15 protein-coding genes are annotated in these 16,591 nt (G+C 72.8%); 7 read left to right on the top strand and 8 right to left on the bottom strand.

The features are described from left to right. Nucleotides 1–199 precede the first annotated feature (199 nt). Nucleotides 200–1,621, bottom strand: coding sequence for a non-reducing end alpha-L-arabinofuranosidase family hydrolase (locus tag IEZ07_RS25460; RefSeq protein WP_204054560.1), 1,422 nt, complete (start codon nucleotides 1,619–1,621; stop codon nucleotides 200–202). Between the two features lie 165 nt (nucleotides 1,622–1,786). After that, nucleotides 1,787–3,901: an RICIN domain-containing protein gene (locus IEZ07_RS25455; protein ID WP_191897055.1), complete on the bottom strand. Its 2,115-nt coding sequence runs from the start codon at nucleotides 3,899–3,901 to the stop codon at nucleotides 1,787–1,789. Between the two features lie 493 nt (nucleotides 3,902–4,394). Between IEZ07_RS25455 and IEZ07_RS25450 the strand changes: the two genes are divergently transcribed. The 3 genes from IEZ07_RS25450 to IEZ07_RS25440 are packed head-to-tail and all read left to right on the top strand — an operon-like array spanning nucleotide 4,395 to nucleotide 8,047. Beyond that, entirely contained in the window at nucleotides 4,395–6,230 is a 1,836-nt protein-coding gene (locus IEZ07_RS25450) for a serine hydrolase domain-containing protein (protein WP_191897054.1), read from the top strand. Between the two features lie 18 nt (nucleotides 6,231–6,248). After that, entirely contained in the window at nucleotides 6,249–7,385 is a 1,137-nt protein-coding gene (locus tag IEZ07_RS25445; RefSeq protein ID WP_239320483.1) for a sensor histidine kinase, read from the top strand. Beyond that, nucleotides 7,382–8,047, top strand: coding sequence for a response regulator (locus IEZ07_RS25440; RefSeq protein ID WP_191897052.1), 666 nt, complete (start codon nucleotides 7,382–7,384; stop codon nucleotides 8,045–8,047). The genes IEZ07_RS25445 and IEZ07_RS25440 overlap by 4 nt, the downstream gene beginning before the upstream one ends. Nucleotides 8,048–8,157: 110 nt before the next feature. On the opposite strand, the gene IEZ07_RS25435 is transcribed toward IEZ07_RS25440, so the two are convergent. Together IEZ07_RS25435 and IEZ07_RS25430 are read right to left on the bottom strand one after the other, a co-directional pair. After that, on the bottom strand, nucleotides 8,158–9,162 hold the full coding sequence (locus IEZ07_RS25435) for a MerR family transcriptional regulator (protein ID WP_191897051.1): 1,005 nt from the start codon (nucleotides 9,160–9,162) through the stop codon (nucleotides 8,158–8,160). Between the two features lie 70 nt (nucleotides 9,163–9,232). After that, nucleotides 9,233–9,901, bottom strand: coding sequence for a HEAT repeat domain-containing protein (locus IEZ07_RS25430; protein ID WP_191897050.1), 669 nt, complete (start codon nucleotides 9,899–9,901; stop codon nucleotides 9,233–9,235). Between the two features lie 182 nt (nucleotides 9,902–10,083). Between IEZ07_RS25430 and lgt the strand changes: the two genes are divergently transcribed. Further along, nucleotides 10,084–10,980, top strand: a complete 897-nt coding sequence (gene lgt, locus IEZ07_RS25425) for a prolipoprotein diacylglyceryl transferase (RefSeq protein WP_239320485.1) — start codon at nucleotides 10,084–10,086, stop codon at nucleotides 10,978–10,980. 79 nt (nucleotides 10,981–11,059) lie between these two features. Here the strand turns inward: lgt and IEZ07_RS25420 are convergent, their stop codons facing one another. From IEZ07_RS25420 to IEZ07_RS25410, 3 genes are all read right to left on the bottom strand, one after another. Further along, the gene (locus IEZ07_RS25420) at nucleotides 11,060–11,704 is read right to left on the bottom strand and encodes a response regulator transcription factor (protein ID WP_068902672.1); all 645 of its coding nucleotides are present in this window, start codon (nucleotides 11,702–11,704) and stop codon (nucleotides 11,060–11,062) included. Then, the gene (locus IEZ07_RS25415; RefSeq protein ID WP_191897049.1) at nucleotides 11,695–11,850 is read right to left on the bottom strand and encodes a two-component system sensor kinase; all 156 of its coding nucleotides are present in this window, start codon (nucleotides 11,848–11,850) and stop codon (nucleotides 11,695–11,697) included. Before IEZ07_RS25415 ends, IEZ07_RS25420 begins: the two co-directional genes overlap by 10 nt. A gap of 87 nt (nucleotides 11,851–11,937) precedes the next feature. Continuing rightward, nucleotides 11,938–12,555: a DedA family protein gene (locus IEZ07_RS25410; RefSeq protein WP_204054558.1), complete on the bottom strand. Its 618-nt coding sequence runs from the start codon at nucleotides 12,553–12,555 to the stop codon at nucleotides 11,938–11,940. 207 nt (nucleotides 12,556–12,762) lie between these two features. Between IEZ07_RS25410 and IEZ07_RS25405 the strand changes: the two genes are divergently transcribed. Then, nucleotides 12,763–13,215: an iron chaperone gene (locus tag IEZ07_RS25405; RefSeq protein WP_191897048.1), complete on the top strand. Its 453-nt coding sequence runs from the start codon at nucleotides 12,763–12,765 to the stop codon at nucleotides 13,213–13,215. A 136-nt stretch (nucleotides 13,216–13,351) separates the two neighbouring features. Here IEZ07_RS25405 and IEZ07_RS25400 read toward each other — a convergent pair whose 3' ends face one another. Continuing rightward, nucleotides 13,352–14,167 carry a hypothetical protein gene (locus IEZ07_RS25400; RefSeq protein ID WP_204054559.1) on the bottom strand — a complete coding sequence of 272 codons (816 nt, stop codon included), beginning with the start codon at nucleotides 14,165–14,167 and terminating at the stop codon, nucleotides 13,352–13,354. Between the two features lie 286 nt (nucleotides 14,168–14,453). On the opposite strand from IEZ07_RS25400, the gene IEZ07_RS25395 reads away from it, so the two are divergent. Both IEZ07_RS25395 and IEZ07_RS25390 read left to right on the top strand, forming a co-directional pair. Then, nucleotides 14,454–15,791, top strand: a complete 1,338-nt coding sequence (locus IEZ07_RS25395) for a sensor histidine kinase (protein ID WP_191897047.1) — start codon at nucleotides 14,454–14,456, stop codon at nucleotides 15,789–15,791. 53 nt (nucleotides 15,792–15,844) lie between these two features. After that, on the top strand, nucleotides 15,845–16,489 hold the full coding sequence (locus tag IEZ07_RS25390; protein ID WP_191897127.1) for a LuxR C-terminal-related transcriptional regulator: 645 nt from the start codon (nucleotides 15,845–15,847) through the stop codon (nucleotides 16,487–16,489). Nucleotides 16,490–16,591 lie beyond the last annotated feature (102 nt).

Raw genomic sequence — 16,591 nt, 5'->3', positions numbered from 1 at the left:
CGACCTCGCACACCGTCGCCGCACGAGGCGCCGTCGCTGCACGAGGCACCACCGCCGTACGGGCGCCGCCGTACGAGGCACCGCCGTACGAGGCGCCGCCGCCGTACGGGCGCCGGTATGCCTGTGCGACCCGGGCGGGCTCGGCCTTCCACCGAGCCCGCCGCGCCGGCTCCACCCGAGCCGGACCCGGGTCACGCCGTCAGCGCTGCAGTGTCAGCAGACCCGGCCGGTAGGGCAGCAGGCCGTAGTCGCCGCCGGAGTTGGGGCTGCGCCCCTGGTAGAGCAGCTGCAGGTTGCAGGGGTCGACGGTCATGGTCTGGTCGGCGCTGGTGCGGATCAGCTCACCGTGGCTGATGTCGTTGGTCCAGGTGGCGCCGCTGTTGGCCTTGCCGGCGAAGGGGTTGCCCTCGGTCGCGGCCTGCGGCGTCCACGAACCGTTCAGGCTGGTGGCCGTGAACGAGCGGAAGTAGCGCCCCTGCGAGCCGATCGCCTCGACGATCATGAGGTAGCGGTTCTGGCCCTGGAGCTTGTAGACCTGGACGGCCTCGAACAGGTTGTTCGTCGTGTCGCTCATGACCACTGTCGAGGCCGTGCCGAAGCTGCCGGGGAAGTTCCCGATCGGCATGCTGGCCCGGTAGATCTTGCCGTTGTCCCCGGCGAAGAACAGGTACATGTTCGAGCCGTCACCGATGAGCGCCTGGTCGATGGGACCCGTTCCGGAGCCGGAGATGCTTCCGGAGAAGAGCGTCTGCTCCGACGACCAGCCGTTCGGGTTGGCGGGGTCGCTCGACGTCCGGTAGGAGAAGGCGGTCCTGCCCCACTGGTAGGCGAGCACCCAGGTGTTCTTCGGGGCGAAGTAGAAGAGCGAGGGCGCGACGGCGGAGAAGTTCATCGCGTTCTGGCTGGCCGAGCCCATCTCCGACCAGTTGGTGAACAGGCCGAAGTTCATCGAGCCCCACCGCGTGCCCGTGTCGTGCGTCGTCGCGTAGACGAGCTGCCTGCCGTTGTAGGGGGCGACGGTGAAGTCCTTGAGCGAGACCCAGCCCGACCTCGGCTGCGCCAGCGGGCCCGACGACGTCCAGCGGTACGTCGACGGGAGGTTGCACGTGCCGCCCGGGTCGGGTTCGCCGCCGCCGACCTTCACGAGCTGCCACTGCTGGTTGGCGCCGCCCCAGTCGTCGTACTGGACGATGTTCGCACCGTCGGCGGTGGAGGCTCCCTGCACCTCCAGGGCCCGGTTGCTGTGCCGCGAGATGAACCTCACGTGGCCGTCCGAACTGTCGGCCAGCCGCCACTGCTGGTTGGCGCCGTTCAGGTCGGCCCACTGCACGATCGAGCCGCCGTTGGCGGTCGAGAAGTTGTAGACGTCCAGCACCTTGCCCGAGTGGCGGGACTTGATGCGGTAGTAGCCGCCGCCGGAGTCGACGAACTGCCACTGCTGCTGGTTGCCGTTGTTACGGCTCCACTGGGTGATGCGGGCGCCGTCGTTGGTCGCCAGGTTGTAGACGTCCAGCGCCTTGCCGCTGTTGCGGTTGACCAGGACGTACCACGCGTTGGTGTCGACCGTGGCCGCGTTCGCCGGCTGGGCTGCCACGAACAGGCTCGCCAGCAGCGCGGCCATGGTCGTGAGGATGGCTAGGGGTCTGATTCTCACTTCGTGCTCCGATTTCATCAGGGCTGTGTTGCTGTGCCGCCCGCGAGGGGCCGGCCGACCGGGATGCCTTTCTGCGTTGGGGGGTGTGTTCCGGACCTCGGCCGGACGGCGGATCCGGTCAGGGGGTGGTGGTCAGGGGGTGGTCAGGTCGAAGCGGCGCACGGTCACGGCGCCGCCGAGGGCCTGGGTGGCGTAGTTGAAGATCCCGAAGCGGTAGCCCATGAAGAACTGCCAGGCGTTGTTCAACGTGAAGGCCGGGCCGAGGCCGACGAAGTTCGTCCCGTCGGTGCTGTAGGAGAAGCGGGCCTGTCTGCCCGACCCCGGGCGGATGTCGGCGTTGACCCTGAGCCAGATCCGGCCGCCGGAGATGTTCGCGCCCGCCTGTTCGGTGCCGGTGCCGGTGGTCTGCCACGAGCCGTTCATGGTCAGCCCGTTGGTCATCACGACCCGGTACGCACCGTTGTCGCGCCTGACGCCGATCCAGGCCGACTGGTCGCGCAGCATCGCCAGCCCGGCGCGGTCGCCGTTCGCCATCTGCGAGTAGTCGAGCTCGATCGTCGCGGTCGACGACGGGCCCTGGATGCGGTGGGTCAGGGTGTTGCGGGCGTTGTAGAGGTCGCCCGTGACTGTGGCGGTCTGCAGGCGCAGGCCGTTGCCGGTGGAGAAGCGGCCGGTGTCGGGGTTGTGGTTCCACTCCCACCGGTGGCCGAGGCCGCTCGAGGTGAAGGTGTCCGGGCCGGTCATCGGGGCCACCGTGCGGCTGGTCGGGATGTTCGGCCGCGGGTAGTTCACGCCCCAGCCGCCGTTCACCGTCTGGACGGTCGGCCAGTCGCCGGTCCAGGTGATCGGTGCGAGTGCCGGGACCCGGCCGCCGGGGTAGGCGTCGACGAACGACATGTAGTACCAGTCGCCGGCCTGGGTCTGGACCAGCCCGCCCTGGTGCGGGACGCCGCCGCCGGAGATGGGACCGGGCATGTCGAGCAGGACCCGGCGCATCTCGTACGGGCCCCACGGCGAGGTGGAGCGGAGCACGTACTGGCCGTTGGCCGGGCGGGTGAGCCAGATGTAGTAGTAGCCGCCCCGCTTGTAGAAGCGGGCGCCCTCCAGCGTGCCGACGCTCGAGGGGGTCTGGAAGACCTGCTGGGCGCGCACCTGGCTGAGGCCGTCGGCCGAGAGCTGGGCGACGCTGATGGTGCCGTTGCCGTAGGCGACGTACATGGTGTCGTCGGTGTCGACCAGCAGGCCGGCGTCGTAGTAGCAGTTGTTGATCTGCGAGCGCTTGGTCCACGTGCCGTCCACGGCGGAGGCGGTGTACACATAGGTCCGGTTGAACTCGACGCAGCCCATCCAGTAGTAGGTGCTGTTGCTGGGCCGGTAGTTCAGGGTGGAGGCCCAGATGCCCTTCACGTACGCCCGGCCGCCGTTGAGGTCGTAGGCGCCCGAGCCGAAGTCGAGCCTCGGGACCGAATGCCCGGCGTACTCCCAGTCGACCAGGTTGTAGGAGCGCAGGATCGGCGCGCCCGGCGAGTAGTGCATCGTCGAGGCCGAGTAGTAGTAGGCGTCGCCGACCCGGATGATGTCGCCGTCGGCGAAGTCCTGCCAGACGACCGGGTTGGTGTAGTCGCCGCCCGGACCGGAGCCGCCGCCGACCTTCACGAGCTGCCACTGCTGGTTGGCGCCGCCCCAGTCGTCGTACTGCACGATGTTTCCGCCGTCGGCGGTGGAGGCCCCCTGCACCTCCAGGGCCTTGCCGCTGTTGCGGTTGACCAGGCGCACATGGCCATCGGAGGAGTCGGCCAGCCGCCACTGCTGGTTGGTGCCGTTGTGGTCGGTCCACTGGACGATCGAGCCGCCGTTGGCGGTGGAGAAGTTGTAGACGTCCAGCACCTTGCCGGAGTGGCGGGACTTGATGCGGTAGTAGCCGCCGCCGGAGTCGACGAACTGCCACTGCTGCTGGTTGCCGTCGTTGCGGCTCCACTGGGTGATGCGGGCGCCGTCGCTGGTCGCCAGGTTGTAGACGTCCAGCGCCTTGCCGCTGTTGCGGTTGACCAGGACGTACCACGCGTTGGTGTCGACCGTGGCGGCAGACGCCTGGGGGGTGAGGAACACGCCCAGGAGGAGCAGGGCCGCGAGGACCGCGACCGCACGCCGTACCGTGCCGGCCCGGGTGGAGGCGTCGGCGCCTCGGTTCACCGGCGGGCGGGCGAGTGGTCTGGCGCGCACGGGCGCCGGGGATGGGGGGGACATCCAGGGCTCCTTGACTGGTCGAAGATGCGTCCTCGCGAATTGTTAGCGCTAACATATGATCGTGCAGGGCCGCTCTACCGATTCAGGTGAGCGCTTTCCGCGGAGTACATCCGATGCCTCGGCCCGGCGTCAACGGGTGGGTGGTCCTCGTCGGCCCGGACGTCACCGCCGGAACACTTTCCGACCTGTGTTTTCTCCCACTCCGGGATCACACCGCTCCGCCCGCGCCTGTGAAAGTTTCATGATTCAACCGGAGCGGGTGATCTAACTTAAGGCTTCTCGAAGCTTAACTTGCGGTCCCGCACTGCGGCCTTGCAGTCGGCGAACCGCGGAAACGGCCGGGTGCACGATCATCTCGGTCCGCTGGTTCCGCTGGGAGTAGGGTCCCCGGAGGCCGCCCAGGCGGCGCCGCGGCGCTCCCCCGCGCGGGGGAGCGCGGAATGGGCGGCGTCGGCGATGTGCCGGAAGGGTGGTTCGCAGGAGTCTTGACGGCATGCTGCTGGAACTCATCACCGCGCTGGTCCTCGCGACCACCCCGGCTCAGGCCGTTCAGCCGTCGGACCTCCCGGGGATCGGCGCGCTCGTCGACGAACACGTCTCCTCGGTCATGGCCGAGGAGAAGATCCCCGGCGTGACCGTTACGGTGGTCGCCGACGGCCGGCGGGTGGTCGACAAGGGGTACGGCTGGGCCGACGCGGAGCGCCGCCTCCCGGTGGATCCCGAGCGCACCCGTTTCCTGATCGGGTCGGAGACGAAGCTGTTCACCGCCCAGGCGGCCCTGCAGCTGGTCCACGGGGGAAAGTTGCACCTGGACGCCGACGTCAACTCCTACCTGACCTCCTTCGAGATCCGTGACACCTACCCGGGCCGTCCGGTCACCCTGCGGCATCTGCTCACGCACACGGCCGGATTCGACGACGACCACATCCTGGGCAGCGGCGCGGACGTCCGGCCGCTGGGCGAGGCGCTGGCCGCGACCCAGCCCGCCCGGCTCCGCCCGCCGGGCACCGGCGTCTCCTACAGCAACTACGGCGTCGCCCTGGCCGGACACCTGGTGGAGACGGTATCGGGGATGCCGTTCGAGGAGTACGTCGAACGGCACGTGTTCGCCCCCCTCGGCATGAAGGACTCGACGATCGCCTGCGGCGGGCTCGGGGACACCAGGGCCTACCTGGCGGACGGCTCGACGACCACGGCCGACTGCGCGAACTTCGCCGCCTCCGGTGCGGGGCCCGCGTCGACCGCGTCGGACATGGCCGCCTACCTGCAGGCCCAGCTGGAACTGGACCCCCGCCTCGGGACCGGGGTGGCGGCCGAGATGCAGCAGCGCCAGCACACCGAGGATCCCCGGCTGCCCGGCATGGGTTTCATGTGGGAGGAGTCGCCGTACAAGGGGCATCGCATGCTCTTCAAGGCCGGTGACATGCCCGGCATGCACACCTACATGTTCCTGCTGCCGGAGCAGGGCATCGGCATCCACGTCATGTCCAACGGCGACGGCACCGGACGGCACGGGCTGGACGGGTTCGAGCTGGCCCACAAGATCATCGACCGCTATCTCCCGGGCGCGCGCCCGCCAGCCGTCCAGGCTCTGCCCGGCGCCTCCGCGGAGCGGTACGAGGGCTCGTACCAGAGCAGCCGGACCAGCCACGGCAGCCTGCTGAAGGTGCAGGCGCTCACGGACTCGCCGGTGCACGTCACCGCGACCGCCGACGGCGGCGTCCTCACCACCGGCCTCAAGGGCAGGCAGGTGCGCTGGATCCAGTTCGAGCCCGGCGTCTTCCAGGAGGAGGGCGGCTGGGACCGGATCGCCTTCCCCGAGCCGGGGCAGCTGGCGATCAGCCGCAGCACGGCCGTCTTCGACCGGATCGGCCCGCTGGACCACCCGTCCCTGCACCTCGCCCTGCTGGCCGCCGCGCTCCTCGCCTCCCTGGCCGCCCTGCTGGGGTTCCCCGTGGCGGCGGCGGTGCGGGCGGTCCGCAGGCGGTCGTCCCCGCCGCCCGCCGGACCCCGCGTCCCGCGCCTGCTCGCCTGGCTTGCCGCAGCCTCCGTGGTCGCCTTCACCGCCGGGTTCGGCAGCCTGCTCGCCGACCAGGGCCGGGCGCTGCCGCTGGTCCTGGAAGGGGCTCCGGTGCTGGTCGCGTTGCTGGTGCTGGCGTCGCTGACGGTGCCGCTGGCCGCCGCCCTGCTGGTATGCACGGCGCTGGCCTGGTGGAGGCGCTGGTGGCGGGCGCCGGGCAGGATCGCCTACACCCTGGTCTCCCTCGGCGTGACCGCGTTCGCCGTCGTGGCGGTCGCGTACAACCTCGCCGGCCTCTCGCACACCTGAACTATGATCAATTCACTTATGAGCTCCACTGTCCGTGTCGTCCGCCGCATCCCGCCACTCGCCGCGGACATCGCCGTCGCCCTGGCCGTCCTCGCCGCCCACTCGGCTCCCTTCCTGCTGACGGTCCGGGAGGCCGACCCGGTGACGGGTTACACGGTCCAGCAGTACCTTCCCGTGCTCGGCCAGGCGCTGCCGCTGCTCTGGCGGCGGCGCGCACCGCTGGCGGTCCTGGTCGCGGCGATGGCCGCAACCGGTGCCTACCTGCTGAACGATCCCGACACCGCGCCGCAGCCCGTCCCGTACGCGCTGCTGATCGCGCTCTACACGGTGGCCGTGCACGGCTCGCGGCGCGAGCGGGCGTGGGGGCTGGCCATCCTCTCCGTCGGCGCCGCCGTCCAGCTCGCCGGACTGATCCTGCGCACGCCGAGTGCGGACACGACGGTGCGCGCGCTGGTGATGTACGTCGCGGCCTGGGCGATGGGGCGGGCGACGGCCAACCGGCAGGCCCACGCCCGCCAGCTCGAACGCGAGAAGGAGATGGAGGCGCGCCGGGCCGTCGAGCGGGAGCGGGCGGCGATCGCCCGGGACATGCACGACATCCTCGGCCACGCGATCAGCCTGATGGTGGTGCAGGCGGAGGCCGGCCCGCTGATCGTGCGGCCCGATCCCGGCCGTGCCGAAGCGGCCTTCGACGCCATCGCCGCGGCCGGACGCGACGCGATGGACCAGTTGCGCCGCCTGCTCGGCCTGCTGGGGGAGGACTCCGCCGAGGCCACCCCGACGGTGGCCCGCATCGGGGCGCTGGTCGAGAGCGTGGACCGCGCCGGGCAGCCCGCCGCTCTGGTCGTCAGCGGGACACCGCGCCCCCTGCCGCCGGACGTGGAGGCCGCCGCCTACCGGGTGGTCCAGGAGGCGCTCACCAACGCCGTCAAGCACGCCCGCGCGAGCAGGGTCTCCATCGAGCTCGGCTGGCGGGCGGACGCGCTCGTGATCGACGTGACGGACGACGGCCGCGGGCACACCGGCGGAACGGGGCACGGGCTCGTCGGCATCCGCGAGCGCGCGGCGGCCTGCGGCGGCTCGGCGTCCTTCGGCCACGGACCGGGCCGGCGTGGTTTCACCGTCTCGGTCCGCCTGCCGGGAGCCGCCGCGTGACCATCCGCGTCGTGGTCGCCGACGACCAGGAGCTCGTGCGCAGCGGCTTCGCCCTGATCCTCGACATGCAACCGGACATCACGGTCGTCGCGGAGGTCGGCGACGGCGCCCAGGCGGTGGAGGCGGCGCGCCTCCACGCGCCCGACGTGGTCCTGCTCGACATCCACATGCCCGTCATGGACGGCATCCGGGCCGCCGGGATGATCTGTGCCGAGACCGCCGCGAGGATCATCATCCTGACCACGTTCAACAACGACGAGTACGTCTACGAGGCCCTGCACGCAGGGGCCAGCGGCTTCCTGCTGAAAGACGTGCGGCGGGACGACCTCGTTCACGCCGTCCGCGTCGTCATGGCCGGGGAGTCGCTGCTCGCCCCCGCCGTGACCCGCAAGCTCGTCGACGACATCATCCGGCGCGACGCCCGCCCGCCGGTCGCGGTGCCGGGCATGGACACCCTGACCGGTCGCGAGCGGGAGACCCTGGCCCTCCTCGGCCGCGGCCTGTCCAACCCCGAGATCGCCGAAGCCCTGGTGGTCAGTGAGCACACGGTGAAGAGCCACGTCAGCGGCGTGCTGTCCAAGCTCGGCCTGCGTGACCGGATCCAGGCGGTCATCTGCGCCTACGAGTCCGGCCTCGTCCAGCCGGGCCACTGGCGCCGGTGACGCCTGCCGGACCGCCGGCGCCCGCGACGGCCCACCGGGCCACTGGCGCCCGCGACGGCCCACCGGACCGCCGGCGCTCGCGACGGCCCGCCGACGACGGCGACAACCCGTCACCGTGCGTCGCGTATCCGGAGGATGTACGCCGCGGTGAGCGCGACGGCGCGGTCCTCGTCATGGGACAGATCGGCGAGGGCCCGTGACGCCGTGTCCCCCGGGATGTCCGCGAGCGCCTGGGTCAGCCGCAGCCGTGCGGGCGATCCGGCGCCGCCGGGGGCGAGGCGGCCGACGAGCCCGGCGGCGATCCGATCCGCCAGCGCGGGACGGCCCGCCAGCGCGCTCAGGGCGTCGGCCGCGTCGACGTCGTTCGTCCCCTCGACGACGACGTCGATGAGGGTGGGGATAGCGTCGGCCGCTCCGCGTGCCCCGAGCGCCAGAGCCGCGTGCCTGCGGACCACGACGTCGGGGTTCGCGAGGGAGTCCCGCAGCAGCGCGGTCGCCTCACCTCCCGGGATCTCGGCGATGGACCGGACGGCGCGTTCGCGCACCTCGGCCGCCGGTGAGCCGAGACCCTCCGCCAGCAGCGCCAGGCCCTCGCCACCCGACTGCACCAGCGCCCAGCGGAGGGCTCCGGCGACGTTCGGGTCCGTCTCGCTCAGCACCGCCTCGACCAGTGCCTCCACCGGTGCCGGACCCTCGTCGACCGAGGACAGGGCCGCGCGCTGGCGGCTGCCGGCGCTCTTGGACCCCAGCGCCCGGAGGAGCGCGACGACCTGGAGGACGTCCTCCCAGCCGGCGGGCTCCGCGGCGTCGATCCGGCGCAGCCGCGTGAGCAGCTCCGTCTCGGCCGCGATGCGTTCCCGCGTCCGGCGGATGAGGCCGTCGACGAGCTCCGACGGCGCGAAGCCGGGGTCGTCGAGCGCGCGCCCGACGTCGCGCAGCGACAGCCCCAGGGACCGCAGGCTCTCGATGTGGAAGATCCGCCGGATGTCCTCGTCGGAGTACTCCCGGTAGCCCGCGCCGCTGCGGCCCGTCGGCCGCACCAGGCCGAGCGAGTCGTAGTGCCTGAGCATCCGGGCGCTGACCCCGGACCGCCGTGCCACGTCACCGATCAGCACCGGACGTCACTCCTCCACCCCGCCCGTCACTCCTCTTCACCCCGCCCGTCACCCGTCCTCATCCCGCCCGTCACCCGTCCTCACCGGCGCCGCCGAGGGCGACGACGCGCTTGGCCTCCTCGATCGCGAACTCGAATCCGGCGTCGGGGTCGCGCAGCAGCCGTTCCGTGGCGGCCGCGTGCCCCCGCACGCGGGGGTCGGGATCCGTCATCGCGGCGTGCAGGACCGGCGTGACCGCCTCGCCGAGTGCGATCAGCGCCCGGCTGAGGCTCAGCCGTGTCTCGCGCCCGCCGCGCCCGAGCTGCGTCGCCAGCACGCCGGCCAACCCGGGCTCCTCGCCTTCGGGCACGAGCACGACCGCCGCCCTCCAGGCGCTCCTCGCCACCTCGTCGTCGGCGTCGGTCAGGAGCGCCGGTGTGATCGCCGGCCATGCCCGCCGGTCTCCGATCTTGGACAGCGTGTGCAGCGCCTGGCTCCGTGCCTGCGCACGCTCCGAGCGGAGTTCGCCGAGCAGCGCCGGAACCGTCACGGACGCGGGGTGGCGGGTGAGCGCCCAGGTCAGCATATCCCGCACGTGGAATTCGGGCTCGACCGCGCATCGTTCGACGAGCTCGCCGACGAACCGCGGGTCGGGGGCCGTGCCGGCCGCCATCGCCGCCCGCAGCCGCACCGACGGGCCGCCGTCGTCCAGCCCCCGGAGGGTCCTCATCGTGTTCGTGTCCTCTTCCGGCATGGTCATCGGGACCACCTCCCCGAGCACAGTGAAGGCCTTGTCACCGTGTCAAGGTCAAGCCGGATCACGCCACATCGCCGAACCGCCGAACGCCCCGCCGGACGGCGACCGCCCGGGCGGTGGAGGCGGGCGAAGTATGAACTTCGGTCGGATGCGCGGTCGAGACGGGCCGAGCTAGATTGCCCGCCATGTCACCCGCCGTGTCACCCGCCGTGTCACCCGCCATGTCGCTCGCCGGCATCCCCAGTCCCTCCGAGGGCGTCTGGCACCTGGGGCCGCTGCCCGTCCGCGGCTACACGGTCTGCATCATGCTCGGTGTCGTGGTGGCCGTCGTCATCGCCGAGCGCCGCTGGCGGAACCGGGGCGGGGCCCCGGGAACCATGGTGGACCTGGTGACGTGGGGACTCCCGTTCGGCATCGTGGGCGCGCGGCTGTACCACGTCATCACCGACTGGCAGCTGTACTTCGGGCCCGGCGCCCCCCACCGGCCGATCGACGCGATCCTGGTCTGGAGCGACTCCGGGCCGGGCTGGCGCGGTCTGGGCGTCTGGGGCGGCATCGCCCTGGGCGGGGTGGGCGTGTGGATCGCCTGCCGCCGCCGGGGCATCTCCGTGAGCGCGGTCGCCGACACCGTGGCCCCGGCCGTCGCCATCGGTCAGGCCGTCGGCCGGTGGTGCAACTACTTCAACCAGGAGCTGTTCGGCGGCCCGACCGACCTGCCCTGGGGCCTGGTCATCGAGGCGGGCCGCCCGGGGACCGTGCCGGGCGTCACCACCTACCACCCGACGTTCCTGTACGAGTCGCTGTGGAACCTGGGCCTGGCGCTGGCGCTCATCTGGATCGGCGGCCGCTTCGCGCTGCGGCACGGCCGGCTCTTCGCCCTGTACGTGGCGGGCTACACCGCGGGCCGGTTCTGGATCGAGGGCCTGCGCGTCGACCCGGCCAACGAGATCCTCGGGATGCGGTTGAACCAGTGGACGTCGATCGCCCTGTTCCTGGGCGCGCTGGCCTACGTCCACCTGACCCGGAACAAGAGGTCCGAGGAGTCCCCGGGCGACGAACGGACCCCCGCCGAGGTGAGGTGACCCCGCGCGACGGCGCCGCAGCGGGGTTCGCCGATCCGCCCGCCGGTCCGCCGGGCTCCGCGGCGCTCGCCGTGCGGTCTCAGGAGCCGAGGTAGCGCAGGACGGCCAGGACCCGGCGGCTGTAGCCGGTGGTGTGGGACAGCGACAGCTTGTCGAACAGCGCGTTGACGTGCTTTTCCACCGCGCTCTGCGACACGTGCAGCGCCTGGGCGATCGAGGCGTTGGTCAGGCCCTGCGCCATCAGCTCCAGCACCTCGCGCTCACGGCCGGTCAGCCGGGCCAGTGGGTCGGCGTGGGTGGTGCGCGCCAGGAGCTGCCGCACCACCTCCGGGTCGAAGGCCGTGCCCCCTGCGCCCACCCGTTCCAGCGCGTCCAGGAAGTCGCCGACCTGCGCCACCCGGTCCTTGAGCAGGTAGCCGACGCCGTCGATGTCCCCGCTCATCAGCTCGGTGGCGTACTTCTTCTCCACGTACTGCGAGAGCACCAGCACCTTCACCCGCGGCCGGCGGTGCCTGATCTCCAGGGCGGCGCGCAGGCCCTCGTCGGTGTGCGTGGGCGGCATCCGCACGTCCACGACGACCACCTCGGGCTCCCGCGCCTCCACCGCCTCGACCAGCGCCCGGCCGTCGCCGACGGCGGCGAGCACCTCGTGGCCCTCCTCCTCCAGCAGCCGCACGAGGCCCTCGCGGAGCAGGGTGGAGTCCTCGGCCAGGATCACCCGCACGACGGCTCCGCAATGATCGGGACGGGCCCGCCGACCGGGCCGGTCACGGTGGAACGGCCGTCCGGCGCGGCCGGCCGCCGCGCCGGCCCGGGCAGGCCGCCGCCCGCCGGGTCCGTCCCGCCCACGCCGTCGTCCTGTGCTCGCACGACGACCATGGTGCCATCTCGGCGGACCGCGCCGAGTCCCGGGGCGACGGGGCCGAGCATGGTCACCGCCCCCGGCGGGTGCGGCCCCTAGCCGCGGAGTGCATGCCGTCCCTTGTGCCGTTCCGCCAACCGGGTGCCGACGAAGACGACCACGGCCAGCAGCACCAGGCCGATCACCGTGTTGGTGCCCATCCCGACGTAGGCCTCGACCACGGACCAGTTCTCGGCCAGGACGTAGCCCGCCAGCACGAAGACCGTGTTCCAGACGAGGCTGCCGGCCGTGGTCAGCAGCGTGAAGACGCCCAGCGGCATGCGCTCCACCCCGGCCGGGACCGAGATGAGGCTGCGGAAGATGGGGATCATGCGCCCGAAGAAGACGGTCTTGCGGCCGTGCTTGAGGAACCACGCCTCGGTCCTGGTGATGTCGGAGACCTTCAGCAGCGGGATCCGGGCGGCCAGGGCCAGCGTGCGCTCGCGGCCGAGCAGGGCCCCCACCCAGTACAGCGCCAGCGCGCCCACGACCGAGCCCGCCGTGGTCCAGGCCAGCACGCTCGGCAGGTTCATCCCGCCCTCGGCCGAGGTGAAGCCCGCCAGCGGCAGGATCACCTCGCTGGGCAGGGGCGGGAAGAGGTTCTCCAGCGCGATCGCCAGACCCGCACCCGGCGCGCCGAGGATCTCCATCAGTTCGATCAGCCAGTCCGTCATGCCCCGAAGGCTATGAACGGTCATGGTGGTCCCGGAATGAGGCGCGTGGCCGTCCCGGGCTGCGGAAAACCACAGGTGCGGGCGGGCCGATGCCCGCGGCCGGGCTCCCGGCCTCCCCCCGGTGCCCTCGCATCGTCATCGCATAGCGGATGTATCAACCCGGGCGGGCATCCTTGTCCCATAACGGAGACGACGGAGGAGAACACGATGAGCGGCACCGGAAGCAGCACGTACGAGGGGTTCACGGCCGAGGAGCGGGCCGCGATGAAGGAGCACTCCCAGGAGCTGAAGAAGGCGGCGCGGCGCGCCTCGCGGGCGGACAAGGCGGCGGAGGCGGAGCGGGACGTGCTCGCGAAGATCGCCGAGATGCAGGACTCGGACCGGGTCATGGCCGAGCGCGTCCACGCGGTCGTCAAGGCCGAAGCCCCGGTCCTCGCACCGAAGCTCTGGTACGGCATGCCCGCCTACGCGCTGGACGGCAAGATCGTCTGCTTCTTCCAGAGCGCGGAGAAGTTCAAGGCGCGCTACGCGACGCTCGGGTTCAACGACCCGGCGAGGCTGGACGAGGGCACGATGTGGCCGACCGCTTTCGCCCTGACCGAGGTGACGGCCGAGGTGGAGGCTCGCATCGCCGCGCTGGTGAAGCAGGCGGTGGCCTGAGGCCCGCCCGTGCCCGCCCGTGCCCGGCGGACCCGCCGCCGGGCGCGCCGCCGGATCCGGGCGCCGGGGAGGGCAGGACGGACCCTGGCGCCGGGGAGGGCGGGTGAATGAGCCGGCCGGCCGCCCGCAGGGTGCGTCACCATCCGCCCTCGAAAAAGGCCAGGAGCGCCGGCGCCGGGTCCGCCGCGGTGGCGGTGTTCGCCGCCCCGATGACGATCACGAGCAGCGCCGCCGACGCCGAGAGCACGCCGAACGACCCCAGCACGCGCCTCGTCCGCCCGCCGGACGGCCCCGTTACGGCGAACCCCCTCCACGACGCCGCGCTCATGCCGACGAGGGCGACCGCCACGACCGCGGCGACCCCGGCCAGCGCCACGTGGTACCGGGCGAAGTCGTCGATCATCACCTCGAGGGCGGGAGGGGTCGGGCCGCCCGTGCTCAGGTGGCCGGCCAGCCCCCGCCTGACCTGGTCGAGCGTGTCCGCGAGCGCTCCACCGGGTTCGCCGGTCGTCAGCATCGGCAGCAGCGAGGAGAAGGGTGCCACCGCGCCCTGGATGTTGGCCATCACCGCCGCCGTCGAGCCCAGCGCGAGCACCGTGACGAGGATGCCGGCGGACGCGAGAGCCGTGCTCCTTCCCGCCCCGGTGCCGCCGGCCCTCAGGAACGCCTTCCAGAGAAGGACGCCGAGTGCGGCGAGCACGGTCAGCAGGATCGCGGCGATCACGGCCTTGGCCACGTGGTAGCGGAACCAGTGATCGACGATCCCCGCCAAGCCGGGAGGGAGGTTCCTGCCGCCCGAACCCCAGTACTCGGTGAACCTCTCGTGGAAGGCTCCGGCGAGGGCGCGCTGGTCGGCGAAGCCGTCGCCCGGCCCGGCCGCCGCCAGTGTGCGCGGGGCGACGACGAAGGCGGCGGCGAGGGCGGCGGCGAGAACCGCGAGCGCGGTGATCACGCTGCCGGGGACACCTGCGGATCGCGGCGGCACGGTGGGACCGGGCAGGGGGACACCTGCGGATCGCGGCGGCACGGTGGGACCGGGCAAGGGGACTCCTCCGGTTCGATCGGGGACGCGGACGGCGTATCCGCTGGTGGGCGGTGGCGCCGTCGCCGTTCCGATCACCATTCCGCACCGGCGGCCACCCGGTCACCGGAGCGGGCCGGACATCCGGAGGTGGGGTCTGCCCCACCTCCCGGCGGACGGGGCGGGGCCGGGACAGGCGGAGGACTAGGCTGAGTCCATGATCGGATCGCTCCCCGCCGCGGTCCCGCGCCGGTCGCGGCCGGGCGTCAGGTTCGTCCTCCGCGTGGGGCGCCGCACGATCGTGGAGTCGCTCTACCTGCTCACCGCGCCGGTGACCGCCGCGGCCGGCCTGCTGCTGGTGCTCACCGGTCTGTGCGCCGGAGCGGCCGGTTCACTGCTGCCGGGCGGGTCTCCGGTGGCGGCCGGCGCGCTGGCGCCGGTGCGGTGGGCCGCCGGCGTGGAGCGGTGGCGGATCGCCAGGGTGCGGCCCTCCGCCGGAGCGGAGGGGGCGGACCGGTGGCGGGGCCCCGAGGCGGCGGCCGCCACGTCCGACCCGGGGCTGTGGCTGGGCGTGGTGCACGCGGTGGTGGTGCTCCCCGTCGCTCTGGCCACCTCGGCGGTGACGGTGCTGTGGTGGTTCGCCGGCCTCGGCGGGAGCACGTCCGCCCTGCGCGGCCTCTACTCGTCCGCCGGCCGGATGCGGCCCATGACCCTGACCGTGGGCGACGACCGGTCCCACATCGCCTTGAGCCTGGGACTGACGTCGCCGGCCGAGCGGCTCGCCTTCGGGACCGCGACCGGCCTGCTGCTGCTGCTCACCCTGCCGCTGGTGACCCGGGCGTGTGTCGCCGTCCAGGCCGGGCTGGGGCGGACGCTGCTGTCCGACGCGTCCGCGTTGCACCGCAGGATCAGCGGACTGGAGCAGGAGCGGGACACCGCCCGCGCGCAGACCGTCGCCGCGGTGACGGCCGAGGCCGCCGCGCTGCGCCGGCTCGAACGCGACATCCACGACGGCCCCCAGCAGCGGCTGGTCCGCCTGGCGATGGAACTGGGCCGCGCCCAGCACCACTTCGACAGCAGGCCGGAGGTCGTCCGCGCGGCGCTCGCCGACGCGATCGTCCAGACCGAGGAGGCACTGGAGGAGCTGCGGGCCCTGTCGCGCGGCATCGCCCCGCCGATCCTCGTCGACCGCGGCCTGCGCGTGGCGCTCACCGCCCTCGCCGCGCGCTCGACCGTGCCCGCCGAGCTCGATGCCGACCCCCTGGACCGCCGGCTGGACGCCGCCGTCGAGACGGCCGCGTACTTCGTGGTCGCCGAGGCCCTGACCAACGTGGCCAAGCACAGCCGCGCCGGCCGGTGCACGATCGGACTGCGCCACGGCGGGGGGACCCTGCGGGTCTGGGCGGCGGACGACGGGGTGGGCGGCGCCGCGCCGGACAAGGGGCACGGGTTGCGGGGGTTGGAGGACCGGCTGCACGCGGTCGGCGGCCGCCTGCGGGTCACCAGTCCCCCCGGCGGCCCGACGACGGTCACCGCGGAGCTGCCGTGCTGCTGAACCCGCCCGGAGCGGCGCCCGGACCGCCGCCGGACCGCGCGGCCCGCGGCCCGCTGCGGATCGTCCTGGCCGACGACGCGGTACTGCTGCGCGAGGGCCTGGTCCGCCTGCTCGCCGAGGACGGTCACCAGGTGGTGGCCGTGGTCGGGGACGGCCCGGCCCTGGTCGAGGCGGTGCTCGGACATCGCCCGGACGTGTCGATCGTCGACGTGCGGATGCCGCCGACCTACACGGACGAGGGCCTGCGCGCGGCGATCACGGCCCGCTCACGGTTGCCCGGCGCCCCCGTACTGGTGCTCAGCCAGTACGTGGAGGCGTCCTACGCCGGAGATCTGCTCGCGGACGGCGCGGGTGCGGTCGGGTACCTGTTGAAGAACCGGGTCGCCAGGGTCGAGGAGTTCCTGGACGCCCTGGACCGGGTCGCCCGGGGCGCGACGGTGCTCGATCCGCAGGTCGTCGCGCAGTTGCTGGCGGGGCAGCGCCGGGACGCCGTACTGGAGGCCCTGACCCCGCGCGAACGGCAGCTCCTGGCGCTGATGGCCGAGGGCCGCTCCAACGCGGCCATCGCCGAGCGGCTGGTGGTCTCCGCCAGCACGGTGGAGAAGCACATCGGCAACGTCTTCGCCAAGCTCGGCCTGCCGCCGGACGACGCCCATCACCGCCGGGTCCTCGCCGTCCTCGCCTATCTCAGGGCCTGACCGCGGGCGGCACCGGCTCCCGGCGGGCGGAGGCCGGGCGGCGGGGCCGTTCCGGCGTCCGCGGCCCGGCGGCCGGCGCCGTCCGCGGTCAGGCCCGCCGGA

Origin of the sequence: Planomonospora parontospora (genome assembly GCA_014647935.1) — a bacterium.
Classification (GTDB): Bacteria; Actinomycetota; Actinomycetes; order Streptosporangiales; family Streptosporangiaceae; genus Planomonospora; species Planomonospora parontospora.
The sequence above is the reverse complement of the archived record's forward strand: the minus strand, read 5'-3'. Positions and strand labels throughout refer to the sequence as shown.